The sequence below is a fragment of the Pseudonocardia sp. genome, assembly GCF_035305885.1.
GTDB lineage: Bacteria > Actinomycetota > Actinomycetes > Mycobacteriales > Pseudonocardiaceae > Pseudonocardia.
On record NZ_DATGOP010000049.1, the window covers coordinates 1 to 25,816 of the forward strand.

A 25,816-nucleotide genomic window follows, 5' to 3' on the forward strand; every position below is an offset into this window, starting at 1 on the left:
GCGGTCGGGCCGCTACCGGTGGACGGTGGTGGTGGACGAGGGGAAGTCCGCGCACGGGTGGGCGGAGACGGAGGCGGAGGGGTGGTGGTTCGTGAAGGAGGCGGTGAACCGGCCGTTCCGCGGCACCCACCACCGCAGGCCGCGGGGGCTGTGGGCGCGGCCGCCCTCGTGACCGATCCGTTCACGACACGCCCCCGGCCCGGCTGGTGGCATCGCCGGCATGAGCGTTGACGTGATGCCCGCGCGGGCGACCCGCTGGGACCGGCTCGGCCGTCACCTCCGCGGCGAGCTGGTGACGCCGTCCGACCCGCGCTACGAGCGGGCGAGGGTGGGCTACTGGGCGCAGTTCGACCACGTGCGGCCGGGTGCGGTCGCGTACTGCGAGACACCGGCCGACGTCGTGGCGTGCCTGGCGTTCTGTCAGGACGCCGACGTCCCGGCCGTGCCCCGCAGCGGCGGGCACAGCCTCGGCGGCTACTCGACCACCGAGGGCCTCGTCGTCGACGTCTCGCGGATGTCCCGGGTGCGCACCGAGCGCACCGGCGACGCGGTCACCGCGGTCGTGGGCGCCGGCGCCCGCCAGGTCGACGCCCTGCTCGCCCTGTGGGACGACGGGGTGGTGGTGCCCGGCGGGATGTGTCCCACCGTGTCGCTCGGCGGGTTCGTGAGCGGCGGCGGGTTCGGGTGGCTCACCCGCAAGCACGGGATGGCGTCCGACCACGTGCTGGCGGCGGAGGTCGTGCTGGCCGACGGCCGGGTGGTGCGGTGCTCGGAGTCGGCCGAGCCCGAGCTGTTCTGGGCGCTGCGCGGCGCGGGCGGTGGGAACTTCGGGGTGATCACCGAGTACGAGATGCGGGTCCGGCGCGTGCCCCGGCTGGTCGCGTTCCACCTGCGGTGGCCGGGGGATGCCGCGGCCGACGTGATCGCCGCCTGGCAGCGCTGGGTCGTCGACGGCCCGGACGAACTCGGGACGGGGCTGACCGTCACGGCCTCCGGCGGTGAACCCGGGACGGTCGACGTCACCGGTGGCTGAGTCGCGGACCCGGCTTCGCTCGACCGCCGGCTCGACGCGCTTGTGGCCGACGTCGGGCGCGCACCGCAGGAGCGCACCGCCCACCAGTCGACCTACCGCGACGCGATGCTCGCCGCGTACGGGGTCGCGGGCACCACGGCGGCCCAACGGCACTGGACGGGCCAGAACCCGGAGGCGGTGATCCCGCGCCGGCACTTCGCGGTCGACCGCGGCGTCCTCGTGGAGCGGGCGATCCCGGAGTCGGGCATCGGCGAGGTGCTCGCGGCGTTCGAGCGCGACCCGCGGCCGGGGCAGGTCCGGCTGCTGAGCTTCTTCGCCCTCGGCGGGCAGGCGAACCGGGTCCCGCGGACGGCGACCGCGTACGTCCACCGGGACGCCGAGTACTACCTCGCGTTCTGGGTCGGGCTGGACCGGGACCGGCCCGACGAGGCCGACCGCCACGCCGCGCAGGCGTGGGCCGACCGCGGTTTCGCAGTGCTCGAGCGGTACTCCGGCGGCGAGGCCTACCAGAACTTCATCGACCCGGCGCTCACCGGCTGGAGGGAGGCCTACTACGCGGAGAACCACGCCCGCCTGGTCGAGGTGAAGCGGGCTTACGACCCGCACGGGTTCTTCCGCTTCGCCCAGTCGATCCGCGGGGACCACCGGGGTTGACGCGTGATCGGGCCTGCGGCCCGTGGCAGGATCGGCGGCGTGACCGTCGCAACCGAGGAAACCGTGATGGCGGAGCCGCGCGCGTGCACGCGCTGCTCCAAGGTCTCGCTCCTCTGGGTGGTCGGCCGGTGCGCCGACTGCGTGGCGGAGATGGGCCTCGCCGAGGACAGCACCGAGTACGACGCGTGGAAGGCGGACGTGAGGGCCGAGTTCGGCCGGAAGTAGGCCTCAGCCGCCGGCGAGCCGTTCGAGCCGCTCGCGGTACCTCGCCCACCAGGCCTCGTCGCGGTCCACCACGTTGTCGCCGGGCCCGCGCATGCCCGCCGTGCCGTCGATGAGCTCCCGCACGATGTCGGCGTGCCCGGCGTGGCGGTGGGTCTCGGCGATCATGTGCGTGAGCACCCGGTGCAGGGTGACGCGCGGCGTGCCCCACCACGGCACGTGGCCGACCGCCTCCAGCGGCAGCTCCTCGATGGTCTCGTCCGACAGCGCGCAGGAGCTGCGGTAGAGGTCGAGGATGTGCTCGCGCGACTCGTCGGCGGTCGCGTACATGTCCGCGTTGGGCTCGGCGTCCTCGCCGTACCACGGCCCCGGCACCTCGAAGGGCCGGTCGAACACCTCCCTGAAGTACGCGAGCTCCATCGCGGAGAGGTGCTTGACCAGCCCGAGGAGGTTCGTGCCCGTCGAGCTTCGACAGCAGCGCGTCGCGCCCCGCCCGCAGGTAGCGGTGGAGGTCGGTCTTCGGGTCCACATCAGCCCTCCCTGAGCAACTCGTGCACGGTGCGGTCGAACGCGTCCGGCACCGCGAGGTGGGGCGGGTGCCCGCGGCCGGGCGGCACGATCCGCCGCGCGCCCGGGATCCCGGCCTCGAGGGCACCGCTCGCGGCGTGCACGTCGGGGATGGCCAGCTCGCCGACCACGATCAGGGTGGGCACCGGCGATCTCGCCGAGCCGGGACAGCGCGGGCCCCGGGAGGCGTGCCAGGTGGATCGGCGGGTGCAGGTTCCGCGGGTCGGCGGTGGGCAGCGCCCGCAACCGTTCGCGCGCGGCGGTGTCGGCCTCCGCCACGACCCACGGGTCGACGCCGCGCCGGTAGTCGATCTGCTCGGCGTCCGCGGGTGAGGAAGTGCTCGCTCGGCGGAGGGCCGGTGACGATCGGCCCGACCAGCACGAGCTTCGAGACCAGCTCGGGGTGTTCGAGCGTGCGGTGCAGCGTGACCAGCGACCCGAACGAGCAGCCGACCAGCGCGGCGCGGCCGTCGGAGCTCGCGCGCAGGACGGCCGCCAGGTCGTCGACGCTCGAGTACTCCGCCTCGGGCCGCGGCGAGCGCCCGTAGCCCCGTCGTGAGGACGACGCGCGGGCCCACGCCGGTGATCTCGACGTGGAGCCCCTCGCCGAGCCGCTCCACGCGCCCCCGCTGCGGTCGGGGTCAGGGTGCCACCGGCGCCACCTCGACGCCCAGCTCGGTGGCCCCGACGAACCGGCGGGCCGCGATGCTGCCCATCGGCATGATCGGCCCGGCCTGCACGTCGCGCCACATCCGCTCGAACGGCAGGGCACGGCCGAACGCGGCACCGCCGTTGACCTCGGCCAGCCGCTGGAGGATCTCGGTGGCGTTGTGCGCCGCCAGGTGCTTGACCGTGATGCAGCGGGCCATCGCCTCCTGCACGTCGAGGGCGTGCAGGGAGCGGGAGACGACCTCCTCGACGTGCCGGTGGATCACGGCCCGCGACGACTCCAGCAGCATGCGGCAGTGGCCGACGGCGTCCTGCACGACCGGGTCGGTGGCCTGGCCCGCCCCGACCAGCCGGTCGGCGGTCCAGCGCAGCGCGCCGTTCGCGATGCCGGTGTAGACGCTCGCGAACGCGGGCATCGCCCACGCCCACACCGTCTCCATCACGCGGCGGTCGAGGTGGCCCACCGGCAGCGAGTGGACCACCGCCGACTCGGGGACGAACACCCCGTCGAGCTCGAGGTCGTCGCTGCGCGTGGAGCGCATGCCGAGGGTGTCCCACGTGGGGTGCACCCGGATGCCGGGCGAGTCCATCGACACCGCGCACAGCAGCAGCCGCGGCCCGCCCTCGGCGTCCTCGAAGCGGGCGGTCGTGGAGAAATCGGTGGCGATCGCCGAGTTCGTCGCGAAGATCTTCCGCCCGGTCAGCACGTAGCCGCCGTCGGTGCGCCGGGCGATCGTGGTGGCATCGGTCATGCGGTTGGCCATGCCGCGCTCCGCGGTGAGCGCGGCCCACACGAGCCTGCCCTCCGCCGCGCGCCGCAGCAGGCCGGCGAGCCGCTCGTCCCCGGTGCGCCGCCACACGCTCGCCCACTGCCCGAGCGGCGAGATGTGCATGGCCAGCGACAGCGCGGTCGAGCCGTCGCCGGACGCGATCCGCTCCAGCACCCCGACGACCTCCGGCAGGCCACCGCCCAGCCCGCCGAGCTCCTCGGGCACGGACATCCGCAGGATGCCCGCCTCGGCGAGGTCGGCGTAGTTGTCGTGCGGGAACGAGGCCTCCCGGTCGTGGGCGGCCGCGCGCTCGGCGAACGTGCGCGCGAGCCGATCGGCCTCGGCGAGGACGTGCTCGCGCGTGGTCGTCGTGCTCACCGTGTCACCCCCCGGATCATCGGTGTTCCGGGGCCAGACCCTCCCACGAAGCCGGGGGCGGCGGGAAGACGGCGCCGCCCGCCGAAGCCCTCCTCGTCACTGCCCAGGCGGCCGGTACGACTCCCGCGCGCTCGCGGCCCTCTCCAGGATCTCGGGCATCTCCTCGGCCGAGATGACCCGGCGCGTCTCGAAGTGCGCGAACGCGCCGGTGCTGGTCACCGCGATGGCCGCGGCGGCAGCAGTCTCGCTGTCCGGGACATCGATGACGACGAAGCCGTCGCGGTCGCCGGACATGTGGTACAGCGACTCCATGGCACCACCGAGCGTCGAGGGCATGTCCCGGACCGCGGCGGGGCGGTCCCACGGCTTCATCAACAGCTGGTTCCAGACCTCCGGCTTGTAGCTGAAGAACATCACGTACTTGGCCATGGCGACCCCTCCTCGCGCCGATGGACGGGCCAGTGCACCACCGGCGCCGGGGGCCCGTCAGCGGCCGAACGGCTCAGGTCTCGTACGCCTCCGGGTCGCGGGCGAGCACCGACCGGCCGCCGTCCACCGGCACCGTGGCGCCGGTGACGAACGCCGCGTCGTCCGACAGCAGGTGGGCGATCACCGCCGCGACCTCCGCCGCGGTGCCCACCCGCCCGAGCGGGTGGATCCGGCGCATCTCCTCCTCGACGTGCGCGGCGCCGTCCGGGCCGAGACCGTCGAGGTACGCCGCGTACCGCTCGGTGGCGATCGAGCCAAGCGCCACGGCGTTCACGCGCACGCCGTGCGGCCCGTACTCGACGGCCAGCGCGCGGGTGAGGCCCTCGATCGCCGCCTTCGCGGTGACGTACGGCGTGCACCCGGGCACCGCGCGCTGGGCCTGGTGCGACGAGACGTTGACGATCGCGCCGCCGGTGCCCGCCGCGAGGAAGCGGCGTACCGCGGTGGTGGCGCCGACGACGGCGGGGGCCAGGTTGGTCTGCACGAGGTCGAGGACCTCGCGGGCCGGCGCGGTGTGCACCGACGCGTCGCGGAAGACGGCGGCGTTGTTGACCCAGCCGGTCAGCGGCGCGGCGCGTTCTGCCTGGTCGGCGGCCTCCTCGGTGACGGCCTCGTCGGCGGCGCTGCCGGGGACGCCGATGGCGCGGGGGTGGTCGGCGAGCCAGTCGAGCGCGGCGGCGTCGAGCTCGATCGCGACCACGTGCGCCCCGTCGCGCAGGAGCCGTTCGACGACCGCCCGCCCGACGCCGCGGCCGCCTCCCGTGACGACGACGGAGCGGGGGGAGCTGGTGGGTGGCACGGGTCCACCGTAGCCGGGTGTGATCGTCGTTGCTATTTCGTGATGTGCGCCTGAAACAGTGTGGATCGACAGCGTGTAGAGCGCCGAAAATCGGGGGCTGACCTGGCGGAACGACGCCCTTCCCCAAATCTCTGATCGTCAAACGTGTTTGTGATAGCGGTCACATACTTGACCGGTGCGGAAGAGTCGAGATCGGCGGCGCAGTTTCTGGCCTGTTAAGTTCTTGGGACATGGCCGCACCCGCCAACTCCCCCGTCCGCGCACGTCCAAAACTTGGTGAAGACATCACGATCACGCGTCCGCAGGTCTCCGACGGGGTCGCGTGCTGGCGCCTGGCGGAGGCCACCGGGGTGCTCGATGTGAACTCCCGCTACGCCTACCTGTTGTGGTGCCGCGATTTCGCTGCCACGTCGGTGGTGGCCCGGCGCGACGACGACGTGGTCGGGTTCGTCACGGGCTTCCGCCGCCCCGACGAGCCGTCGACGCTCGTCGTCTGGCAGGTGGGGGTGGACGCTGCGGTGCGGGGCCGGGGCGTGGCTTCGGCGATGCTCGACACGCTGTTCGACCAGGTTCCCGACGTCGATCACCTCGAGGCCACCGTGACGCCGGACAACACGGCGTCCGCCGCCCTGTTCGGCGGGTTCGCCGAGCGGCGCGGGGCGCAGCTGCAGCGCAGCGAGCTGTTCGGCGCGGACCTGCTCGGTGACGGCCACGCCCCGGAGTTCTTGTTCCGGATCGGCCCGGTCGACCGCTGACCCGACGATCACCACGACCGTTTCACAGGGAGAGCCCGTGGAAACGACCGTTTTCGACGACCTTGAGTCCGAGGTTCGCAGCTACTGCCGCAGCTGGCCGGTGGTATTCGACACCGCCAGCGGATCTCGGGTGACGGATATTGACGGCCGAAGCTATCTCGACTTCTTCGCCGGAGCCGGCGCGCTCAATTATGGACACAACCCGCCGGCGCTGAAAAAACCGCTCATGGAGTACCTGGCGCGGGACGGCATCACCCACGGCTTGGACATGTACACCAAGGCCAAGGGTGAGTTCCTGCGCACGTTCGAGGACCTCGTGCTCAAACCGCGCGGGCTCGACTACAAGGTGCAGTTCCCCGGCCCGACCGGTGCCAACACCGTCGAGGCCGCCCTGAAACTGGCCCGCAAGATCACCGGCCGCGAGTCGATGATCAACTTCACGAACGGGTTCCACGGCATGACGCTCGGCGCGCTGTCGGTCACCGGGAACTCGATGAAACGCGGCGGGGCGGGCGTCCCGCTGGTGCACGCCACCCCGATGCCGTTCGACAACTACTTCGACGGCACGGTGCCGGACTTCCTGATGTTCGAGCGGCTGCTCGAGGACGCGGGCAGCGGCCTGAACGAGCCCGCCGGCGTCATCGTGGAGACGGTGCAGGGCGAGGGCGGCCTCAACCCGGCCCGCATCGAGTGGCTGCAGGGGCTCGAGGACCTCTGCCGTCGCCACGAGATGATCCTCATCGTCGATGACGTGCAGATGGGCGTCGGGCGCACCGGGCCGTTCTTCTCGTTCGAGGCCGCCGGGATCCGCCCCGACATCGTCTGCCTGTCGAAGTCGATCAGCGGCTACGGCCTGCCGATGGCGCTCACGCTGATCAAACCCGAGCTCGACCAGTGGGGCCCCGGCGAACACAACGGCACGTTCCGCGGGCACAACCCCGCGTTCGTCACCGCCACCGCCGCGCTGCGCGAGTTCTGGAGCGACGACGCCCTCGAGCGCTCCACGATCGCCAAGGGCGAGCGGGTGGAAGCGGCCCTCACCGAGCTCGCCGCCGCCTCCGACGGCATCGAGCTCACCCCGAAGGGGCGCGGCCTCGCCCGCGGCCTGTCGTTCTCCCAGCCCGAGCTCGCCGCCAAGGCGTGCGCGGCGGCGTTCGAGCGCGGCCTGATCATCGAGACCGCGGGCCCCACCGACGAGGTCATGAAGCTCATGCCGCCGCTCACCATCACCGACGCCGAGCTCGAAGAGGGGCTGGCGATCGTCGCAGAGTCCGTCCGCGCCGTCACCGAAGGGATGTCTTCTTGATCGTCCGTACTTTCGACGAGATCACCGGGACCGATCGCGACGTCCAGACCGAGCACTGGCGCAGCAAGCGCATCGTGCTCGCCCGCGACGGCGTCGGGTTCTCGCTGCACGAGACCGTCCTCGACGCCGGGTCGGTCAACGACTTCTGGTACGCCAACCACATCGAGGCCGTCTGGGTCATCGAGGGTGAGGGCGAGCTCTACGACAAGGACAACGACGTCACCTACCAGCTCGGGCCGGGTTCGGTGTACGTGCTCGACGGGCACGAGCACCACCAGCTGCGCCCGCGGACGCGGATGCGCACCGCCTGCGTGTTCAACCCGCCGGTGACCGGCCGCGAGGTGCACGACGAGAACGGCGTGTACCCGCTGATCGTCGAGCCCACCACCCCGGCGGCGGAGGCCTCCTGACGGGGGCGGGGCCGTAGGGGTTCGCGAACGGCTGCCGCCTCGCCGGGGTGGCAGCCGTTTCGTCTGGTCGAGGGAGGTTTTGTGAGCCAGGACTGGCTGGAGGGCCTCGTCGTCGGCGACGTGCTGAGGTCACGGGCCCGCACCCACGGCGACGCGGCGTTCCTCAAGTTCCGCGACGGCGAGCTGTCCTTCGCGGAGGTCGACACCGCCGCGGACCGGTACGCGAACGGGTTCGCCGCGGAGGGCGTCGGGCGCGGCGACCACGTCGCGGTGATGCTCCCGAACTGCCCCGAGTTCGTCCCGGTGATCATCGGTCTGGCGCGGCTCGGCGCCGTGGCCGTCCCGGTGAACACGGCCTACCGCGGGGAGCTGCTGCGGCACGTGCTCGACAGCGCCGACGTCTCGGCGGTGCTGATCGACGCCGAGTACGTCGACCGCCTCCCGCCCGTGCTGCAGACGCTGCCCGACCCGATCCGGGTGATCGTGCGCGGGCAGGAGCCGTCGCTCGACGCGCTCGCCGACGGGGCGATCCCGATGTCGCGCCTGCTCGCGCACGGTGCCGACCGGGTGCCCGACACCGCGCGGTTCTCCGACCTGCAGGCGATCATGTACACGTCCGGCACCACCGGGCGCTCGAAGGGCGCGATGGTGCCGCACGCGCTCGCCATGGCCTGCGCCTGGGACTCGCTCGACTTCCTCGACCGGTGGGGCAAGACCACCTACTGCCCGCTGCCGCTGTTCCACGCCGCCGGGCTGTGGGACGGGGTGTTCTCCGCGCTGCTGTCGGGCAGTCCGATCGGCATCGTCGAGCGGTTCAGCGCCTCCCGGTTCTGGGACGACGTCCGCCACTTCGACGCGCAGGTCACGATGAGCGTGTTCGCGATGATCCCGATCCTGCTCAGCGCGCCTCCCGGGCCGCGGGACCGCGACCACCCGCTCGAGACGTTCTACATGGGCAAGTCCGCGCTGGACGCGCCCCTGCTCGAGCGCTTCGGCGTCCGATCGGCCGAGACCTACACGAGCACCGAGGTCGGCATCGCCACCGGCAGCCCGTACGGGCAGTGGCGGGTGGGCTCGATGGGGCAGGCCCACTCCGAGCGGTTCGAGGTCGCCGTCGTCGACGAGGACGACCGGGAGGTCCCCGCGGGCGAGCCGGGCGAGCTCGTGGTGCGGCCCAAGCAGCCGTTCGTGATCACCACCGGCTACTACGGGATGCCGGAGGCCACCGCGCGGGCGTTCCGCAACATGTGGTTCCACACCGGGGACCGCGCGTGGCGCGACGACGACGGCTACTTCTACTTCCTCGACCGGATCGCCGACGCCATCCGCAGGCGGGGCGAGAACATCTCCGCGTTCGACATCGAGTGCGAGGTCAACCTGCACCCCGACGTCGTGGAGTCGGCGGCGTTCGGCGTGCCGTCCGAGCTGGGCGAGGAAGACGTCAAGCTCGCGGTGGTGCGGGCGCCGGGCAGCGACCTCACCGCGCCCGAGCTCGCCGCGTACTGCGCCGCGAAGCTGCCGTCGTTCATGGTGCCCCGCTACATCGAGTTCGTCGGCGAGCTGCCCCGCACCCCCACCGACAAGGTGGCCAAGCACGAGCTGCGTGCGCGGGGCGACCAGGGCCTCACCCCCGAGACGTGGGACCGCGAACAGGCGGCGCCGAGCACGCGGGCCAACCAGGCGTCCGCGGCAGCGGAGGCGACGCCGGGAAGGACCGCATGAACTGGGAGGACACCCCCGAGCAGGCGGCGTTCCGCGAGGAGGTCCGCGCGTTCATCCGCGACCGGTTCCCACCCGGGTACACGCCGGACCCGGACGCCGAACAGAGCCTCGAGCCGGAGGACGTCCGCGGCTACAACTGGCCGATCGACCGGAACAGCCCGGACCCGCAGCGCCGGGAGGGCGCCCGGGCGTGGGCGGCCGCGCTCGCCGAACGCGGGTGGATCGCCCCGCACTGGCCGGTGGAGTACGGCGGGGCGGGCCTCACGGCGATGGAGGAGTTCATCCTCCACGAGGAGATGATGCGGGCCCGGGTGCCGACCGTGAACGGCATCGGCGCGTTCCTGCTCGGCCCGACCCTGCTCGCGCACGGCACCGACGCCCAGCGGGCCGAGCACCTGCCCCCGATCGCCCGCGGCGAGCGGACGTGGGCGCAGGGCTTCTCCGAGCCCGGCGCGGGCTCCGACCTCGCCGGCCTGCGCACGCGTGCCGTGCGCGACGGCGACCACTACGTCGTGGACGGGCAGAAGGTGTGGACCTCGCTCGGCCACCACGCAGACTGGCTGTTCGTGCTGGTCCGCACCGACCCGGACGCGTCGCCCAAGCACCGCGGCATCACGTTCCTGCTCGTCGACGCGAAGACCCCCGGCGTCACCATCCGGCCGATCCGCGACATCCGCGGCGACACCCCGTTCTCGGAGATCTTCTTCGAGGGCGCGCGGGTGCCCGTCGCCAACCGGGTGGGCGAGGAGAACCGGGGCTGGTACGTGGCGATGGACGCGCTCAGCTTCGAGCGCGCCGGGATCGGCGCCACGATCAAGTACGAGCAGGCCATCGCCCGCCTCGTCGAGCACATCGGCACGCCGGAGGGGCGCGCGCAGCTGCGCGACGGCTGGGAGCGGGGCGCCCGCCAGGAGATCGCGCGGCGCTACGTCGAGATGCGCGTGCTCTACAACATCGCCCGCTACAGCGTGAGCAACCCGGTGCCCGGGTACGAGGCATCGGTGAACCAGCTCTTCTCCGCCGAGCTGCACCAGCGGCTCGCCCGCACGGGCGCGCAGGTGTTCGGCCGGCACGGGCTGCTGTGGCAGCGCCGGGGCGCCCCGCTCGGCGCCGACTTCACCCACATGCGCTGGGACTCCGTGGCCGCGACGTTCCTCGGCGGCGCGTCGGAGATCCAGCGCAACGTCATCGCCACGAGGGGCCTCGGCCTCCCTCGTTCCTAGGAGGATCACATGACCGAAGGACTCGACGTCGCGGTCAAGGACCGCGTCTGCTGGATCACCCTCGACCGGCCGGACAAGCTCAACGCGCTGACGCCGGACATGATGCACGGCCTGCGGAAGGTCTTCACCGACATCGACGACGACCCCGACGTGCACGTCGCGGTGCTGCGCGGTGCGGGCGAGAAGGGCTTCTGCGCCGGCATGGACCTGGACTGGTCGGCGTCGCTCACCAAGGCCGACCGGGTCGAGCAGGGCCGACTCGGCGAGAAGACGTTCGCGATGATGGAGCGGCTCTCCATCCCGATCTTCGCCGCGGTGCACGGGTACGCCGTCGGTGGCGGGCTCGAGCTCGCGCTCGGGGCGGACTTCATCGTCTGCGCGGACAACGCGAAGATGGGGCTCGTCGAGATCACCCTGTCCGCGCGGCCGCCGTACCAGCCGAAGTTCATGGAGGGCAAGGAGGACCCCGACCAGCCCGAGGTCGGCGGCAGCGCCCCCGGCTGGGGCGGCCTCAAGCGGCTGCCCGCCCGCATCGGCATGGCCCGGGCCAAGGAGCTGCTCTTCACCGGCGTCCGCGTCGACGCGCAGCGCGCACTGCAGCTCGGCCTGGTCAACGACGTCTTCCCGGCCGCCGAGTTCGACGACAAGGTGGCCGCGCTCGCGGAGCGGATCGCCGCCATGAACCGCTACAACCTGCGGCTGGTCAAGGAGCTGGTCACGGCCGGCTACGACTGGATCGAGCCCCACCCCAGCTAGGAGGAGCACGAATGCTGAAGATCTACCGGATCGACCACGTCGCCGTGGCGACGCCCGACCTGGACAAGCAGCTCGCGCTCCTGGAGGGGTTGTTCGGGTTCCGGCGCACGCACGAGTGGGACAACCCCGCCGCGGGCGTGCGGGGCGTGCGGCTCGCCGTCCCCGGCGCCGCCGGCCAGTCCTGGGTGGTGCTCACGCCGTCCGGTGAGGGCGGCGCGCTGCAGACCTGGCTCGACGAGAAGGGCGGCCGGCCCGGGCTGCACCACGTCGGCGCCGAGGTCCCGGACCTCGACGCCGCGGTGGCCGAGCTCGACAAGCGCGGCCTGAAGATCACCGACTCGGTGCCGGGCCGCTGGGTGGAGGCCTCGCTGTCCCCGCCCGAGCACGGCCCCGGCGTGCTGTGGCGGCTGCGCGGCCCCGGCAACCTCGCCATGCTCGGCGACGACGACGCGAAGGCGGTGAAGCCGGTCGACGCCGACGGCCCGACGCTCGGCATCCGCGGCATCGACCACATCTGCCAGGCCTTCCACGACCGCGACGCGCTGTCGCGCTGGTACGCCGACCTCGCGGGCTTCGTCGAGGTGTGGCGCACCGCCGACGACGAGATCCCGGACATGGCCGACCTCGTGCTCAACATCCCCGGCTCCACCATCTGCTGGGAGGTCATCACCGGCCGCGGCGAGGACTCGTTCGTCGACAAGTTCCTCGCCCGCAACGGGCCCGCCGCCCACCACGTGACGTTCGAGGTCGCCGACTGGGAGGCGGCGCTGGCCGCCTGCCGCGCCCACGACATCCCCACGTTCGACGACGAGGAGGGCGTCAAGGACGGGGCGGCGTGGAAACACACCTTCATCCACCCCAAGCACGCGGGCGGCGTGCTCGTCCAGCTGTTCTGGGAGGAACAGCCGGGCGTCTGGGTGCGCTCGGACAAGATCCCGCCCGCCAACTGACCCGGGACACCGCATGGACCTGACCCTGACCGAGGACCAGGAGCTCATCCGGTCCACCGCCCGCGAGGTGCTCGCCGACCGCACGACGGTGGGCGGCGGGTTCTCCGCGGACCTGTGGAAGGAGGTGGTCGAGCTCGGTTGGACCGGGCTCGCCATCCCGGAGGCGTACGGCGGCGTGGGCGAGGGGTTCCTCGAGGGGTGCCTGCTGCTGGAGGAGATGGGCGTGGCGCAGGCGCCGAGCCCGTTCCTGCACACCCTGGTCTGCGCCGCCACGATCGAGCGGCACGGCACCGCCGAGCAGCGCGAGCGCTGGCTGCCCGGGATCGTCGAGGGCCGGACGATCGCCTACGCCGACGGGGCGGACGTCACCGCTGGCCCGTCCGGCGACGGGCACGTCCTCGACGGCACCGCGCGGTTCGTGCCGTACGCCCACGCCGTGGACGACCTGCTGGTCGTCGCCGGTCGGAACGCCTACCTCGTCGACCGCTCGGCGCCCGGGGTCACGACCGAGCCGCTCGACGTCGTCGGCCCGGCCGAGCAGGACGACGTCCGCTTCTCCGGCGTGGTGGTGCCGCCCGAGCGGGTGCTCGCCGACGGCCCGGCCGTCGCGGCGACCGCGTCCGCGTTCGGGGCGGCGGCGACGTGCGCCGAGATGGTCGGCGGCGCCCAGCGCGTGCTGGACATGACCGTGGAGTACGCCGGGCAGCGCGAGCAGTTCGGCCGCCCGATCGGCGGTTTCCAGGCGGTGCAGCACCACTGCGCCGACATGGCCATCGACGTGCTCACCGCGCGGTTCATCGCGTTCGAGGCGATCTGGCGGCTCACCGCACCCGGCCAGGACCCCGACCAGGTCGCGCTCACCGTGGCCGTGGCCAAGGCCTGGGTGAGCGACGCCTACCAGCGGGTGTGCGCGCTCGGGCACCAGGTGCACGGGGCCATCGGCTTCACGGCCGAGCACCACCTGCACCACTACCTGGGGCACGCGATGAGCAGCGCGCTCGCCTTCGGCGACGGCGACTTCCACGTCGACCGGGTGGCCGACGGGATCGGCCTGCCCCGCTCCTGAGGCCACACGTCAGGAAAGCCACATTCATGAAGCTGGGCTTCATGAATGTGGCTTTCCTGAACGTCGCCGCCCGGCTCAGCCGGCGACGGTGGTCTTGCCGAAGGGAGACTCGAGCGGCTGCAGCTCGGGCCGCTTGGGGCGGTACCCGTTGTTGCGCGGGTCGCCCAGCAGTCGCCTGCGGAGGAACGGCACGACGTGCTCGCGCATCCAGCGCAGGTCCTCCCGGACCCAGTCCCGCCAGGGTGTGGGCTCCATCTCGGGCAGCGGGGTGCGCCAGTCCTCGGTGACGGGCTCACCGAGCGCCTCCAGCACGCGGAGCGCGACCCGGCGGTGCCCCTCGGAGGTGAGGTGCAGCCGGTCGCGGCCCCAGGCGCGCGGGTCGGCGAGCGGCGCCATGCCCCACAGGTCCACCACGGTGCTGCCGTGGCGCTCCGCGCTGGCGCGCATCAACTCGTTGTAGCAGGCCACGCGACCGCGCAGCCTGCGCAGGATCGGGTGCATCCGGCCGAGGTCGAAGCCGGTGAACACCAGCACGTGCGCCCCGGTCGCGGTGACGCGCTCCAGTGCGGCGTCGAAGCGGCGGGCCAGGTCGTCGGTGTCGCAGGAGAACCGCAGGATGTCGTTCCCGCCTGCGCAGAACGTGATCAGGTCGGGACGCAATCGCTCGGCCACCGGGACCTGCTCCTCGACTATCTCGTCGAGGAGTTTTCCGCGTACGGCGAGGTTGGCGTAGCGGAACCCGGGGCGGGTGGCACTCAGGTGCTCCGCAACCCGGTCGGCCCAGCCGCGGGGAGTACCGTCGGGGCGCCAGTCGTCCAAGCCCTCCGTGAAGCTGTCCCCCAGCGCGAGGAAGCTGCTGATGGGTCTCATCGGCCATCGCCTCCCTTCGTTCACATCCCCGTCACCTCGCCGACGGGCAGCGCATCCTCCAATATCGCCCAGTACCGGCGGTATGCGCCAGTAGAGGTGATCCAATCGTGGAGATAGGGCACCCTTAGCTCATGGGGAGCCGGAAGGACGCGGTCGAACCGGGTCTCGCCGAGGTCCTCGGCGGACGTGGTGGCGCCGTCGACGCCACCGTGCCGGTCGTCGCGTTCGTGGTGGCCTACACGGTCGCCGACGCCGCGGGCTGGGCGTCGTCCGTCGCCTGGGCGGGCGGGGCGGCCGTGCTCGTCGGCGCCGTGGTCGCGGTGGTCCGGCTCGTCCGCGGCGACCGGCCGCGCGCGGTGCTGCTCGGCCTGCTCGGGGTGGCCGTGGCGGCCCTGATCGCGCTCTACACCGGCCGCGCCGTCGACTTCTTCCTGGTGCAGATCGCGAGCAACGCCGCGAGCGCGCTCGCCTGGGCCGTCTCCATCGTGGTGCGCTGGCCGCTGCTCGGGTTGGTCGTGGGCACCGTGCTCGGGCAGCGCACGCGCTGGCGCCGGGACCCCGACCTCCTGCGCGGCTACCAGCGCGCCAGCTGGGTGTGGGTCGGGCAGTACCTGGTGCGGCTCGCGGTGTTCATCCCCCTCTACGTGGCCGACGCGGTGGTGGCGCTCGGCGTGGCCCGCACGGTGCTCACCTGGCCGCTCGTGGCGCTGTGCGTCGCGCTCTCCTGGCCGGTGCTGCGGTCGGCGCTGCCCCCGGGGCACGGCGGGCTGCGCCACCCGGCCGTGCCGCCCGACGAGCCCCGCGACGGCTGACCACCCCCGTCACAGCGCGATCCGGGGGTCCGCCGCGGTCTGCAGGACGTCGACCGCGGTGTTGGCGACGATGTAGACCACTCCGAGCACGAACGTGACGCCGGCGACGGCGGGGAAGTCCGCCACCGGGATGCTCGCGCTCAGGTAGCTGCCCAGCCCCGGCCAGCTGAACACGTTCTCGACGACGAGCACGCCCGCGAACATGAACCCGAGCTGCAGGCCCGTCATCGACAGCGCCGCGTTCACCGAGTTCCGCAGGACGTGCCGGGTGACGATCGCGCGCTCGGTCAGCCCCTTCGCCCGCGCCGTGCGCACGTGGTCGGTCTCGAGCGTGGTCAGCAGGCTGGAGCGCAGCACCCGCCCGATCGCGAGCGCGGGTGAGACGGCCAGGACGACGGCGGGCAGCAGCAGGTGCTCGAGCGCGTCGACGCTCAACCCGACGTCGCCCGTGAGCAGCCCGTCGAGCACGAGCAGGCCGGTCGGGCCCGCAGGCTCGGACGCGCTCGTGCGCCCGCTGCCCGGCAGCCAGCCGAGCTGCTGGTAGAAGACGACCAGGCCGAAGATCCCCAGCAGGAACGTCGGCGCGGTCGAGCCGAGGAACAGCGCCGCGCGGACGACCCCGGCGCCGCGCACGCGCAGCACGCTCAGCACGGCGAACGCGACCGCCAGCACGAGCGCGACCACGAACGCGAGCGACACCAGCTCCACGGTGGCGGGCAGGTACGTCGCGATGTCGTTCGAGACCGGACGCCGCGTGCGGAACGAGGTGCCCATGTCCCCGATGAGCAGCCCGCCGACGTAGTGCAGGTACCGCTCGAACGCGGGCGCGTCCAGGCCGAGCCGGGCGCGTTCGGCGGCGACCGCCTCGGGGGACGCGTTGGGGCCGAGCGTGGCCGCGACCGGGTCGGCGCCCGAGATCTCCTGCAGCGCGAACAGCACGATCGTGAGCACGCCGACCAGCGCCACCAGGGCGGCGAGCCGGCCGGCGAGGAAACGGACCCGGATCACGGCGGCTACCTCCGTCCGGACAGCAGGTTGCGCACGGCGTCGCCGCCGAGGTTGGCCACGAGGCTCAGCACCAGCACCGCGATGCCGGGGATGGCCGGGATCCACCAGTGCGCGAGCAGCTCCGGGAGGCTGCGCGCGGTGTCGGCGCCGAGCTCGGGCGCCGGGGCGGGCTGGCCGAGCCCGAGGAACGACAGGCTCGCCATCACCAGCACGACGTTGCCGACGTCGAGGCTCGCCGTGATCACGGCGGAGGGGACCACCCCGGGCAGCAGGTGCCTGCGCACCAGGCGCACCGGGCCCACGCCCGCCATCCGTGCCGCCTCGACGTGCGGGCGGGAGACCAGGCTGCGCACCTCCCCGCGGACGATGCGCGCGTAGAACGGCCACCAGACGATCGAGATCGCGATGACCGTGTTGAGCAGCCCCGGCCCCAGCGCGGCGGCCACCGCCACCGCGACCAGGGTGGAGGGCAGGGCGAGGAACAGGTCCGTGGTGCGCATCAGCAGCGCGTCGACGAACCCGCCCGCGGCGCCGGCGGCGAGCCCCACCAGCCCGCCGACCACGAGGCCGATCGCGACGACGACCAGCGCCGTGAGCCAGCTCGTGCGCAGGCCCAGCAGCGTGCGGGAGAGCAGGTCGCGGCCGATGCCGTCGGTGCCGAGCGGGTGCTGCGGGTCGCCGACGGGCACGTGCAGCCGCCCGACCGGCTGCACCGGGTCGTACGGGGCCAGCACCGGCGCCAGGAGGGCGACGAGCGTCACCGCCGCGACCAGGGCGAGCACGGCGAGGTCGGCGGTGCGACCGCCGAACGGGAGGCGGGGTCGCAGCCGGCCGACGCGCTCGTGGCCGACGCGGTCCGGTCGGCTCTCCGGGCCGGTGGTGACCTCGGCGGTGGCGGTCATCAGGCTGCTCCCCGGTGCACGCAGGCGACGCTGTGCGCGTCGCTGCCGGTGGGGACGAGCTGGATGCCGGTCACGGTGGTGGTGCACTCGGGCACGGCGTCCGGGCAGCGGGGGTGGTACGCGCAGCCGGTGGGCGGGGACAGCGGGCTCGCCGGCTCCCCGGTGATCTGCGGCAGCTCCCGGCCCGCCCCCGGGACGGCCGCGACGAGGGCCCGCGTGTACGGGTGCTGCGGCGCGGCGATGACCTCGTCGGCGGGCCCGATCTCGACGATCCGGCCGAGATACATCACGGCGATCCGGTCGGCGACGACGCGGGCGACGGCCAGGTCGTGGGTGACGAACAGGATGGTCATCCCGAGCCGGCGCCGCAGCTGCCCGATCAGGTTCAGCACACCCGCCGCCAGCGAGGCGTCGAGGGCGCTCGTCGGCTCGTCGCAGAGCAGGATGTCGGGCGGCACGATGGTGGCCCGCGCGAACGCGACCCGCTGCCGCTGGCCGCCCGACAGCTCACCCGGCCGGGCCGTCGCGGCGGCCGCGGGCAGCCCGACGGCGTCCAGGGCGTCCTGCACCCGCCTGCGCCGTTCGGCGGCGGTGAGCCTCTGGCCCGCCAGCCGCTCGGCGAGCAGCTCCTCGACCCGCATCCACGGCGTGAGCGACGCGCCGGCGTCCTGGAACACCATCTGCACCCGCTCCCGCGGGGGCCCGTCGACGCGGCCGGTGTAGGACCGCTGCAGGCCGGCGACCACGCGCAGCAGCGTCGACTTGCCCGACCCGCTCTCGCCGACCAGCGCGAGCGACTCCCCCGCGCGGACGTCGAGCGTGACCCCGCGCAGGGCGGACAGCGTGGCCTTGCGTCCGCGCTCGTCGCGCACCCCGAACTCGCACCACACCTCGGTGAGCGCGAGCCCCGCGCCGCCCGTGCCGGCCGCGCCCTCCGGCTCGGCGTCGGGCTCCGCGGGCGCCGGGAGGGCCGCGGCCGCCGGGCCCGCGACGTGGCACGCCGCGCGGTGGGGCACCGGGCCGTCGGCCCGTTCGACCACCGCCAGGGGTGGGCTGTCGTCCGCGCAGCGCTCGACGGCGACGGGGCACCGGCTGCGGAAGGCGCAGCCGGTGCTGCGCTCCTCGGGGGTGGCGGTGTCCTGGGCGAGCGTCCGCAGCCGGGCCCCGCGCTCGGTCGACAGGTCCAGGCGCGAGGCGAGCAGGCCCGCCGTGTACGGGTGCCGCGGCCGGGCGAGGACGTCCTCGGCGGTGCCCAGCTCCGCGAGCCGGCCCGCGTACACGACCGCGATGCGGTCGGCGACCTGGCCCGCGACGCCCAGGTCGTGGGTGATCATCAGGACGCTGCAGCCGATGTCGTCGCGCAGCGCGCGCAGCACGGAGAGGACCTGCGCCTGCACGGTGACGTCGAGGGCCGTGGTGGGTTCGTCGGCGATCACGAGCTTCGGCCCGCCCGCGATCGCCATGGCGATCATGACCCGCTGGCGCAGGCCGCCGGACAGCTCGTGCGGGTAGGCCCGCAACCGCCGCTGTGGTTCCGGCACCCCGACCGCGCGCAGGAGCCGGACGGTCTCCTCGGTGCTGCCCGCCGCCTCCCGCACCTGGTCGCCGATCCGCATGGTGGGGTTCAGCGAGGACATCGGGTCCTGGAACACGGCGCCGAGCTCCAGCCGCCGGACCTGGCGCCGGGCGGGCTCGCCCGCGCGGAGCATGTCCACGCCGCCGACCTCCACCCGCCCGCTCACGCACGGGTCCGCCGACGCGGGGAGCAGGCCGAGCAGGGCGAGGCTCAGCACGCTCTTCCCCGAGCCGGACTCGCCGACCAGCCCGAGGATCTCGCCGGGCCGCACGTCCAGGTCGACGCCGCGGACGACCTCCGAACGCACGCCGTGCCTGCGGAGCGACACGTGCAGATCCTCGACGGTGGCCACCGGGGTGTCGGAAACGGTTCTCGCGATCTGCTCCGTGGGCATCTGCTCCACCTCACCGGGCTGCGACTGCGGGCAGCGAAATCGAATGGTATTGGCGGACGGCGCTAATGCGGTCCGCGTTTTCAGAGACGTCATCACGGTTTAACCGCGTCCGGGTGCGGGCGTTCGCGTCGCGCGCCGTCGGCGCGGACGAGCTCGTGGATCCGCCGCTCGCGCACGCGCGCGGTGAGCGCGAGGCAGCAGGCGATCGAGAGGCACAGCGCGGCGCAGGAGACCCACAGCGCGGGGGCGCCGAAGCGGTCCAGCACGGTGCCGCCGACCACGGGCGCCACCATCGTGGCCGCGCTGAAGGCCAGCGCGTACACGCCCTGGTACCGGCCGCGGGCCCGCGGTGAGGACAGGTCGGAGGCGATCGACTGCGCCGACGGGTGGCCGCCCATCTCGCCCAACGTCCACACCGTGACCGCGAGCGCGTAGACCGGCCAGCTCGTCGCGACCGCCTGCAGGCCCACCCCGACCGCGGTGACGCAGAGCGCCCCGACCAGCACGGCCTCGCGCCGCCACCGGCCCAGCACCCGGGCCGACGGCAGCTGCAGCAGGCAGAGCAGCACCCCGTTGAGCGTCAGCAGGTAGCCGTAGTCCTGGGTGCTGAACCCGTCGTCGACCATCGCCAGCGGCAGTGCGACGGTCGACTGCACGTAGACCACCGAGTAGCCGAACATCGCGAGCACGAACGCGACGAAAACCCGGTCGCGGAGCACGTCGGAAATCCCGACCGCGGCCTGCTCGTCGTTCTTTCCGGAAGCCGTCGGACCGGTGGTCGGCAGCGTTTCCGGAACGCGTGCGACCACGATTCCCGCGGCCACGAGCAGCACTCCCGCCTGGCCGAAGAACAGGTAGCGGAAGGCGTGGTCGGCGAGCAACCCCGCGAACAGCGGACCGGCGGCGTAGCCGAGGTTCACCGCCCAGTACTTGTAGGCGAAGGCCGCCCGCAGGTGCTGCCGCGGCGCGATGTCGACGATCAAGGTGGCGATCGCGGGCTGCGCCGCGCCGTTGACCAGCCCGAAGACGCAGAGCAGGGCCGCGATCACCACCGGGTCGTCGAACGCCGGGACGACCGTGAGCGTCGCCGCCGACAGCACGAGGCTCGCCACGAGCGTCCGCTTGCGGCCGAGCAGGTCGGCGCACAGCCCACCGGCGAACGCCGACAGCACCACGCCACCGCCGTAGCCGGCCACGACGAGCCCCGCGGCCGAGCCGGACAGGCCAGCCTCGCCGGTGAGGAACAGCGACATGAAGGGGACGACGAACCGGCCCGTCCAGGTCACCAGGACCGCGAACCACAGCCACCAGAACCTCCGATCGAGGTCGCTCAGGCGGGTGCGCGGGCCGGTGGGCGTGCGATCCGACACCGCCGCCCTACTGCTCGATCCGTTCGATCGTGAGGTCGTGGAAGTCGAGGGTGTACGGCTCAGCGATGCTGTGCGTCTCCGCCACCCGGCCCAGCCAGGGTTGGGCCACCACGAAGTCGTTCACGTAGGCCCAGGCGGGCGTGCACGCGGCCTCGGTGATCTCCTGCCCCGCGCGGACGTAGGCCGCCGTGTCCCCGGTCGCCACGGCCTCGGCCAGCAGCGCGGTCGCCTCCGGGTCGTAGCACTGCAGGTGGTTGAGCCCGCCGTCCTGGTCCCAGAAGACGTGGCCGTACATGTAGGGGTCGTTGGCGTCCGGCCACGTCCCCGAGGCTACGTAGAGGTCGGGGGCGTTCGCCGGGTCGGCGGCGAAGGAGCCGAAGACCTGGGAGGTCTGGTAGGCGGTCACCGTGGCCTGCAGGCCGAGGGACTGCAGCTGCGCAGCGATGATGTTGGCGATCTGCGCGTCGTCCGGGTTGGCCGCGCTGTGCCCGACGATCACGCCCCGCGCGTTCGGCGGGAGGGTCTGCGCGTACGCGGCGAGCGGCGCCGGATCGTGCACGATCTCGCGGGCGTCCGAGCCGTCCGGGATGGCGCCGCGGGAATAGGTGCCCGTGGCGAGCTCGGCCTTGTGTGCCACCACCTGGTCGATGACCTGCCGCCAGTCCACGGCCTGGAACATCGCCCTGCGCGCCTCCGCGGTGGCCATGAACGGGCGGTTCGGGTTCATGTAGAGCACGCCCACCTGGAAGGTCGGCAGCGAGTACGCCTCCAGCACCTCGTCCTCGACGTAGCTGGCCTGCGACGCGGACGGGACCGCTCCGATGATCGCGGCCAGGTCGCCGTTGCTCAGCGCCAGCTGCATCGCCGAGGTGTCGGTGAAGACCGGCAGGTCGATCGTGGTGAACGTCGGCGGGCCGCCCCAGTAGCGGTCGAAGGCCTGCATCTCGTACCGCTCACCCACCCGGGCCACCGTGAGCCGGTACGGGCCGGTGCCGGCCGAGTTGGTGCTGAGGTAGGTCTGGGCGTGGTCCTGCCCGGCCTGCTCGCGCAGCACCGTCGGGCTGATCATCCTCGGCCCGTACGGCGAGGCGAGGTAGTGCAGGAACGCCGAGTTCGGTCGGTTGAGCCGGATCACGGCGGTCAACTCGTCCGGGGTCTCCACGGCGGCGACGTCCTCGACCATGTAGGCGGGCCCCGCCCCGACCGCGAGCCGCCGCTCGAACGAGGCCGCGACCGCCTCCGAGGTGAACGGGGTGCCGTCGTGGAAGAGCACGCCTTCGCGCAGGTGGAACGTGAAGACGGTGTTGTCGGGCGAGACCTCCCAGCTCGTCGCCAGGCTCTCGACGATGGTGGGGGTCTCGACCCCGGGCTGGTAGCGGACGAGCCCCTCGTACATGTTGGTGGTCAGCGCGAGCCCGTTGCCCGAGTAGTAGACGTCCGGGTCCGGCGGCTGGCCGATGTCGCCCAGCAGCCCGAGGCGCAGCACCCCGTCGGTGGGGGCGGGCGACGCGGTGGCGGGTCCGGCGGCGGCCCCACCGCAGCCGCTGAGCAGCAGCACCGCGGCGATCGCGCCGGCGAGGGCGGCGCGCGGGCGGCGGGTGGGTGACACGACGCTCATCCGGTCTCCTCCAGCGCGCGCAGGGCCCGCGGGTGCCCGGGGTCGAGCGATGCCGGGTGCAGGTAGTCGCGCTCGGTCAGCCCCTTGCGACGCATGGCGATGCCGGTGAGGGCCTCCCGCACCGCGCGGTTGGCCAGCAGCGCGGTGATCTCCCCGCGGTCGTCGTAGGGCGGGCTGACCTCGACCACGTCCATCGCGACGATCCCGACCTCGGCGCACAGCCTGCGGACGGCGGTGAGCACGTCGGTGCTCGTGAGGCCGCCCGGTTCCGGGGTGCCGGTGCCCGGCGCGTACGCCGGGTCCGCCACGTCGATGTCGAGGGAGATGTAGAGGTGGTCGGCCTGGTCGAGGGCCTCGTCCACGGCCCGTTCGAGCACGGTGTCGAAGCCGTCCCGGTTGATCTCGGCCATGAAGTGGGTGCGCATGCCCTGCTCGGCCATCCAGTCGAGGATCTCCTCGTCCGGCCAGTAGCCGCGCAGCCCGACCTGCACGAAGTTGCGGCCCGGCACGGCGCCGCTCTCGATCAGCTTGCGCATCGGGGTGCCGTGGCTCGCGAGCGTCCCCGGCAGATCCGGGGCGGTGTCGGCGTGCGCGTCGAAGTGGACGATCCCGACCTTGCCGTAGCCGTGGTGGTCGGCCACCGCCGTGGCCGACGGCCAGGTGGTCGCGTGGTCCCCGCCGAGGATGATCGGGATCACGCCGGAGTCGACGATCGTCCCGATGAACTTGCGGATCTCCTCGAACGTCGTGACCGTGTTGCCGGTCCGGATCGGCGAGTCGCCGTAGTCGCAGACCTTCAGCTCGGCGAACGCGTCCACCCGCACGTCGAGCGAGTAGTGGGAGCGGCCGTACCCGCCCTTGTAGTCGCAGGCCCTGATCGCGAGCGGGCCGTGGTTGGTGCCGCTGCGCCCACCCGCCGTCGCGTCCCACGGGACGCCGCAGATCGCGACGTCCATCTCGCCCGCGACGAGGTCCTCCGGCGTCAGGCAGACCGGCAGCTTGGCGAACGTCTGGATACCCGCGAAACCGCCTTCGCCCTTGCGGTTGACGAAGATGGGGCCCGGTTTGCGACCGACGTTGAAGTCGTCGACCGCGCCGTGCCCCTCCAGTCCTTTCCCGAGCCGCGGCGGCTGTTCCCAGAAGCCTTCTCCGAAATCGTGGTGGTGATGGGAATGCGCCGCTGCCTGACCGTTCTGGTGGTGGTTGTCGCGCTCTCGATCCGCCGCGGATCGCTCCGCATCCTCGGCCATTCTGTTTCGTCCCTCCGCAATTGCGCGTGCCATCGGGGAGCCGTGGTCCAGAGTGCGCACCTCGCTCGCGGCGGGACGCTAGGCAGTGCCGAATCGTTCCGTCAACGGCGTCCCGACCTTGTTACGTGCCCGACCCATCGGGCAATCCGGGCCGCCCCCGGTGCGACCTCGCCGCAACACCGGAGAAACAAATCGGCCGACCCTCGGATGCGGGTGGTACGGTCGCGAGGTGCGACGAAATCCGGTGACGTTGCAGGACGTCGCGAAGGCCGCGAAGGTGTCGCGCAGCACCGCATCCGAGGCGCTGGCCGGAACCGGGCGGATGACCGCGGCCACCCGTCAATCCGTGGTCGAGGCCGCGCAACGGCTCGGATATCGGCCGAATGCGGTGGCGCGCAGCCTGCGCACCGGCCGGATGCGGGCGATCGGGCTGCACTACCTGAGCTCGGGCGACCGGTTCGCCTCGCCCTACTTCCGGGAGTTCACCACCGGCGTGCTCGATGTGACCCAGCCGGAGGACTACGACCTCACCCTGCTCTCCAGCAACCCGGAGGTCCCGCGGCAGGCCCTCCCGCGCGTCGACGGCGTGATCATCGCCGACCCGATCGCCGACGACCTGCGCGCGCACGCGCTCATCGGCTCCGCGCTGCCGATCGTCGCCGGCGAGCTGTACCCGCCGGGGATGCCGAGCTCACCGGTGGTGTCGGCAGACCACGCCACCGCCCTGCGCGCCATCCTCGACCACGCGCACGGCCACGGCGCCACCCGGCCCGCGCTCATCGCGCCGGGGCCGAACAGCGGCTGGGGGGTGCTGCTGCGGCGGACGTTCGAGGAGTGGTGCGCCGAGCGGGGGCTGCCGGGCACCACGCGGGAGAGCCGGTTCGGCGACACGGACCCGGTCGCGCACACCAGGCTGGCCGCCGCGCTGTTCGCCGCCGAACCCGACACCGACCTGCTGGTGGTGTCGTCGGAGGTCGCGGCCATCGCCGCGCTCGGCGTGGTGCGCGATCGCGGGCGGCACCCCGGCGTCGACGTGCTGCTCGCCTGCTGCGCCGACGGCCCGCGGCTGGACGTGACGGAGCCGTCGATCACGGCGATCGACATGCGCCCGCGGACCCTGGGCCGCGAGTGCGCGCGGATGCTCATCGACCTCCTCGAGGGCCGCGGGGCGCCGCAGGAGGACAAGCTGGTCCCGGCCGAGGTCGTCTTCCGGGCGTCCACCGGAGCCCGCTGACTTCCGTCGCGTGACGTGAAGGCGGTCACGAAGGGTGATCGTTCGAATCGGTTCCGGTGGGTATCCCCGTTGGAACCGATGCCCGCAGTCCCGCCCCGACCCGTCCCAGGAGCCATGCCCCAGCCCACTGCGCCCCGATCCAGCACCGCCGCTGGGCGTGCGACCCGGGAAACCGAGGTGGCCGCGTCCGCGAAGGCGCCGGACCTCACCGTCAACAAGGTCCTCGCCGGGGCCGGGGCGGCGGTGACGAGCGCCCTGCTCGGCTCGTACTTCGGCGCGACCGGCACGGTCGCGGGCGCCGCGCTCGGCTCGGTCGCGAGCACCGTCGCCACCACGCTCTACCAGCGCTCCCTCGACCGGACCCGCGACACCATCCTCGCCCGCGTCCGCGTCACCGCCGGGCGGCGGACCGATCTGTCCGACCAGCCGACCGTCCGGCTCGAGGTGCCCGCCCAGCGCGGCCCGGTCGAGCAGGAGACCACCGTGCTGCGGACCGAGCCGGTCCTGCGCAGGCCGAACCGGTTCTGGATGTGGGCGGGCGCGACGGTGCTGGTGTTCGTGGTCGGTCTCCTCGTCGTCACCGGCCTCGAGTGGGCGAAGGGGTCGTCGCTCACCACCGGGACTCCGGGAACCTCGGTCGGCCGGGTGCTCACGCCCGGCGCGGACGGGCCCGGTGCGCCGGCGGCGGTCGAGCCCACGACGGAGCCGGAGCCCACGTCCGAGCGGCCCGCGCCGAGCGCGGAGCGCACCGCCGAGCCGGAGCCGTCGGCCGAGGCGCCGCCCAGCCCGCTCCCGGGCCCGGTGGACGTGCCCCGTCCCGGCGCCGAGCCGACGCAGGACCCCACCAGCGCCCCGGCCACCCCCGAACCGACGCCGAACCTGCTCCCGTTGCCGGGCGAGGACGGCTGAACTTCAGGAAAGCCACATTCACGAAGCCCACGTTCATGAATGTGGCTTTCCTGAAGTTCCAGATGTGACGAGTTGCGAACGGGCGGCGCCACCGCGGCGCCTCT

General features: G+C 73.1%; 26 protein-coding genes and 1 pseudogene. 14 read left to right on the forward strand and 13 right to left on the reverse strand.

From position 1 onward, the window contains the following. Positions 1 to 220 precede the first annotated feature (220 nt). From VKZ81_RS09060 to VKZ81_RS09070, 3 genes are read left to right on the forward strand one after another with little or no spacing between them, the layout of a single operon-like run. Positions 221 to 1,033, forward strand: a complete 813-nt coding sequence (locus VKZ81_RS09060; RefSeq protein WP_324241007.1) for an FAD-binding oxidoreductase — start codon at positions 221 to 223, stop codon at positions 1,031 to 1,033. A 42-nt stretch (positions 1,034 to 1,075) separates the two neighbouring features. After that, positions 1,076 to 1,687 carry an FAD-binding oxidoreductase gene (locus VKZ81_RS09065; protein WP_324241008.1) on the forward strand — a complete coding sequence of 204 codons (612 nt, stop codon included), beginning with the start codon at positions 1,076 to 1,078 and terminating at the stop codon, positions 1,685 to 1,687. Between the two features lie 39 nt (positions 1,688 to 1,726). Beyond that, positions 1,727 to 1,912: a hypothetical protein gene (locus VKZ81_RS09070; protein ID WP_324241009.1), complete on the forward strand. Its 186-nt coding sequence runs from the start codon at positions 1,727 to 1,729 to the stop codon at positions 1,910 to 1,912. Positions 1,913 to 1,915: 3 nt separating this feature from the next. On the opposite strand, the pseudogene VKZ81_RS09075 reads toward VKZ81_RS09070, so the two are convergent. The 6 genes and pseudogenes from VKZ81_RS09075 to VKZ81_RS09100 form a co-directional block, all read right to left on the reverse strand. Continuing rightward, positions 1,916 to 2,438: pseudogene (locus tag VKZ81_RS09075) on the reverse strand (DinB family protein). Position 2,439: 1 nt separating this feature from the next. After that, on the reverse strand, positions 2,440 to 2,622 hold the full coding sequence (locus tag VKZ81_RS09080; RefSeq protein ID WP_324241011.1) for an alpha/beta fold hydrolase: 183 nt from the start codon (positions 2,620 to 2,622) through the stop codon (positions 2,440 to 2,442). Continuing rightward, a complete protein-coding gene (locus VKZ81_RS35095) occupies positions 2,610 to 2,975 on the reverse strand; it encodes an alpha/beta fold hydrolase (RefSeq protein ID WP_414709352.1) in 366 nt (121 codons plus the stop codon). The genes VKZ81_RS09080 and VKZ81_RS35095 overlap by 13 nt, the downstream gene beginning before the upstream one ends. 142 nt (positions 2,976 to 3,117) lie before the next feature. Continuing rightward, positions 3,118 to 4,293: an acyl-CoA dehydrogenase family protein gene (locus VKZ81_RS09090; protein WP_324241013.1), complete on the reverse strand. Its 1,176-nt coding sequence runs from the start codon at positions 4,291 to 4,293 to the stop codon at positions 3,118 to 3,120. A 96-nt stretch (positions 4,294 to 4,389) separates the two neighbouring features. Further along, positions 4,390 to 4,722 carry a GYD domain-containing protein gene (locus tag VKZ81_RS09095; RefSeq protein WP_324241014.1) on the reverse strand — a complete coding sequence of 111 codons (333 nt, stop codon included), beginning with the start codon at positions 4,720 to 4,722 and terminating at the stop codon, positions 4,390 to 4,392. Between the two features lie 73 nt (positions 4,723 to 4,795). Next, positions 4,796 to 5,581, reverse strand: coding sequence for an SDR family NAD(P)-dependent oxidoreductase (locus tag VKZ81_RS09100; protein WP_324241015.1), 786 nt, complete (start codon positions 5,579 to 5,581; stop codon positions 4,796 to 4,798). Positions 5,582 to 5,811: 230 nt separating this feature from the next. Here VKZ81_RS09100 and ectA point away from each other — a divergent pair, with 230 nt between their 5' ends. The 8 genes from ectA (at position 5,812) to VKZ81_RS09140 (ending at position 13,769) form a co-directional block, all read left to right on the forward strand. After that, positions 5,812 to 6,336 carry a diaminobutyrate acetyltransferase gene (gene ectA / locus VKZ81_RS09105; protein WP_324241016.1) on the forward strand — a complete coding sequence of 175 codons (525 nt, stop codon included), beginning with the start codon at positions 5,812 to 5,814 and terminating at the stop codon, positions 6,334 to 6,336. 37 nt (positions 6,337 to 6,373) lie between these two features. Beyond that, on the forward strand, positions 6,374 to 7,642 hold the full coding sequence (gene ectB / locus VKZ81_RS09110) for a diaminobutyrate--2-oxoglutarate transaminase (RefSeq protein WP_324241017.1): 1,269 nt from the start codon (positions 6,374 to 6,376) through the stop codon (positions 7,640 to 7,642). Further along, positions 7,639 to 8,052 carry an ectoine synthase gene (locus VKZ81_RS09115; protein WP_324241018.1) on the forward strand — a complete coding sequence of 138 codons (414 nt, stop codon included), beginning with the start codon at positions 7,639 to 7,641 and terminating at the stop codon, positions 8,050 to 8,052. Before ectB ends, VKZ81_RS09115 begins: the two co-directional genes overlap by 4 nt. 81 nt (positions 8,053 to 8,133) lie before the next feature. Continuing rightward, positions 8,134 to 9,774, forward strand: coding sequence for an AMP-binding protein (locus tag VKZ81_RS09120; protein ID WP_324241019.1), 1,641 nt, complete (start codon positions 8,134 to 8,136; stop codon positions 9,772 to 9,774). Continuing rightward, positions 9,771 to 10,997, forward strand: a complete 1,227-nt coding sequence (locus VKZ81_RS09125) for an acyl-CoA dehydrogenase family protein (RefSeq protein WP_324241020.1) — start codon at positions 9,771 to 9,773, stop codon at positions 10,995 to 10,997. The genes VKZ81_RS09120 and VKZ81_RS09125 overlap by 4 nt, the downstream gene beginning before the upstream one ends. Positions 10,998 to 11,006: 9 nt before the next feature. Then, on the forward strand, positions 11,007 to 11,753 hold the full coding sequence (locus VKZ81_RS09130; RefSeq protein ID WP_324241021.1) for an enoyl-CoA hydratase/isomerase family protein: 747 nt from the start codon (positions 11,007 to 11,009) through the stop codon (positions 11,751 to 11,753). An 11-nt stretch (positions 11,754 to 11,764) separates the two neighbouring features. Then, positions 11,765 to 12,703 carry a VOC family protein gene (locus VKZ81_RS09135; protein WP_324241022.1) on the forward strand — a complete coding sequence of 313 codons (939 nt, stop codon included), beginning with the start codon at positions 11,765 to 11,767 and terminating at the stop codon, positions 12,701 to 12,703. A 13-nt stretch (positions 12,704 to 12,716) separates the two neighbouring features. Further along, positions 12,717 to 13,769 carry an acyl-CoA dehydrogenase family protein gene (locus VKZ81_RS09140; RefSeq protein ID WP_324241023.1) on the forward strand — a complete coding sequence of 351 codons (1,053 nt, stop codon included), beginning with the start codon at positions 12,717 to 12,719 and terminating at the stop codon, positions 13,767 to 13,769. A gap of 75 nt (positions 13,770 to 13,844) precedes the next feature. On the opposite strand, the gene VKZ81_RS09145 is transcribed toward VKZ81_RS09140, so the two are convergent. Continuing rightward, positions 13,845 to 14,639, reverse strand: coding sequence for an SGNH/GDSL hydrolase family protein (locus VKZ81_RS09145; protein WP_324241024.1), 795 nt, complete (start codon positions 14,637 to 14,639; stop codon positions 13,845 to 13,847). Between the two features lie 131 nt (positions 14,640 to 14,770). Here VKZ81_RS09145 and VKZ81_RS09150 point away from each other — a divergent pair, with 131 nt between their 5' ends. After that, positions 14,771 to 15,451 carry a DUF3159 domain-containing protein gene (locus VKZ81_RS09150; protein ID WP_324241025.1) on the forward strand — a complete coding sequence of 227 codons (681 nt, stop codon included), beginning with the start codon at positions 14,771 to 14,773 and terminating at the stop codon, positions 15,449 to 15,451. A 9-nt stretch (positions 15,452 to 15,460) separates the two neighbouring features. Here VKZ81_RS09150 and VKZ81_RS09155 read toward each other — a convergent pair whose 3' ends face one another. The 6 genes from VKZ81_RS09155 to speB all read right to left on the reverse strand — a co-directional run bounded on the left by VKZ81_RS09155 (position 15,461) and on the right by speB (position 23,569). Beyond that, positions 15,461 to 16,459, reverse strand: a complete 999-nt coding sequence (locus VKZ81_RS09155) for an ABC transporter permease (protein ID WP_324241026.1) — start codon at positions 16,457 to 16,459, stop codon at positions 15,461 to 15,463. 5 nt (positions 16,460 to 16,464) lie between these two features. Next, positions 16,465 to 17,361 carry an ABC transporter permease gene (locus VKZ81_RS09160; protein ID WP_324241027.1) on the reverse strand — a complete coding sequence of 299 codons (897 nt, stop codon included), beginning with the start codon at positions 17,359 to 17,361 and terminating at the stop codon, positions 16,465 to 16,467. Then, entirely contained in the window at positions 17,361 to 19,331 is a 1,971-nt protein-coding gene (locus VKZ81_RS09165) for an ABC transporter ATP-binding protein (protein ID WP_324241028.1), read from the reverse strand. The genes VKZ81_RS09160 and VKZ81_RS09165 overlap by 1 nt, the downstream gene beginning before the upstream one ends. Positions 19,332 to 19,423: 92 nt before the next feature. Continuing rightward, on the reverse strand, positions 19,424 to 20,701 hold the full coding sequence (locus tag VKZ81_RS09170) for an MDR family MFS transporter (RefSeq protein ID WP_324241029.1): 1,278 nt from the start codon (positions 20,699 to 20,701) through the stop codon (positions 19,424 to 19,426). Between the two features lie 7 nt (positions 20,702 to 20,708). Further along, positions 20,709 to 22,319, reverse strand: a complete 1,611-nt coding sequence (locus VKZ81_RS09175; protein ID WP_324241030.1) for an ABC transporter substrate-binding protein — start codon at positions 22,317 to 22,319, stop codon at positions 20,709 to 20,711. Further along, the gene (speB, locus tag VKZ81_RS09180) at positions 22,316 to 23,569 is read right to left on the reverse strand and encodes an agmatinase (protein WP_324241031.1); all 1,254 of its coding nucleotides are present in this window, start codon (positions 23,567 to 23,569) and stop codon (positions 22,316 to 22,318) included. The genes VKZ81_RS09175 and speB overlap by 4 nt, the downstream gene beginning before the upstream one ends. A gap of 244 nt (positions 23,570 to 23,813) precedes the next feature. On the opposite strand from speB, the gene VKZ81_RS09185 reads away from it, so the two are divergent. Together VKZ81_RS09185 and VKZ81_RS09190 are read left to right on the forward strand one after the other, a co-directional pair. After that, complete coding sequence (locus VKZ81_RS09185) at positions 23,814 to 24,803, forward strand: LacI family DNA-binding transcriptional regulator (protein ID WP_324241032.1); 990 nt, start codon at positions 23,814 to 23,816, stop codon at positions 24,801 to 24,803. A 177-nt stretch (positions 24,804 to 24,980) separates the two neighbouring features. Then, on the forward strand, positions 24,981 to 25,712 hold the full coding sequence (locus tag VKZ81_RS09190) for a hypothetical protein (protein WP_324241033.1): 732 nt from the start codon (positions 24,981 to 24,983) through the stop codon (positions 25,710 to 25,712). The last annotated feature ends 104 nt before the right edge of the window (positions 25,713 to 25,816 follow it).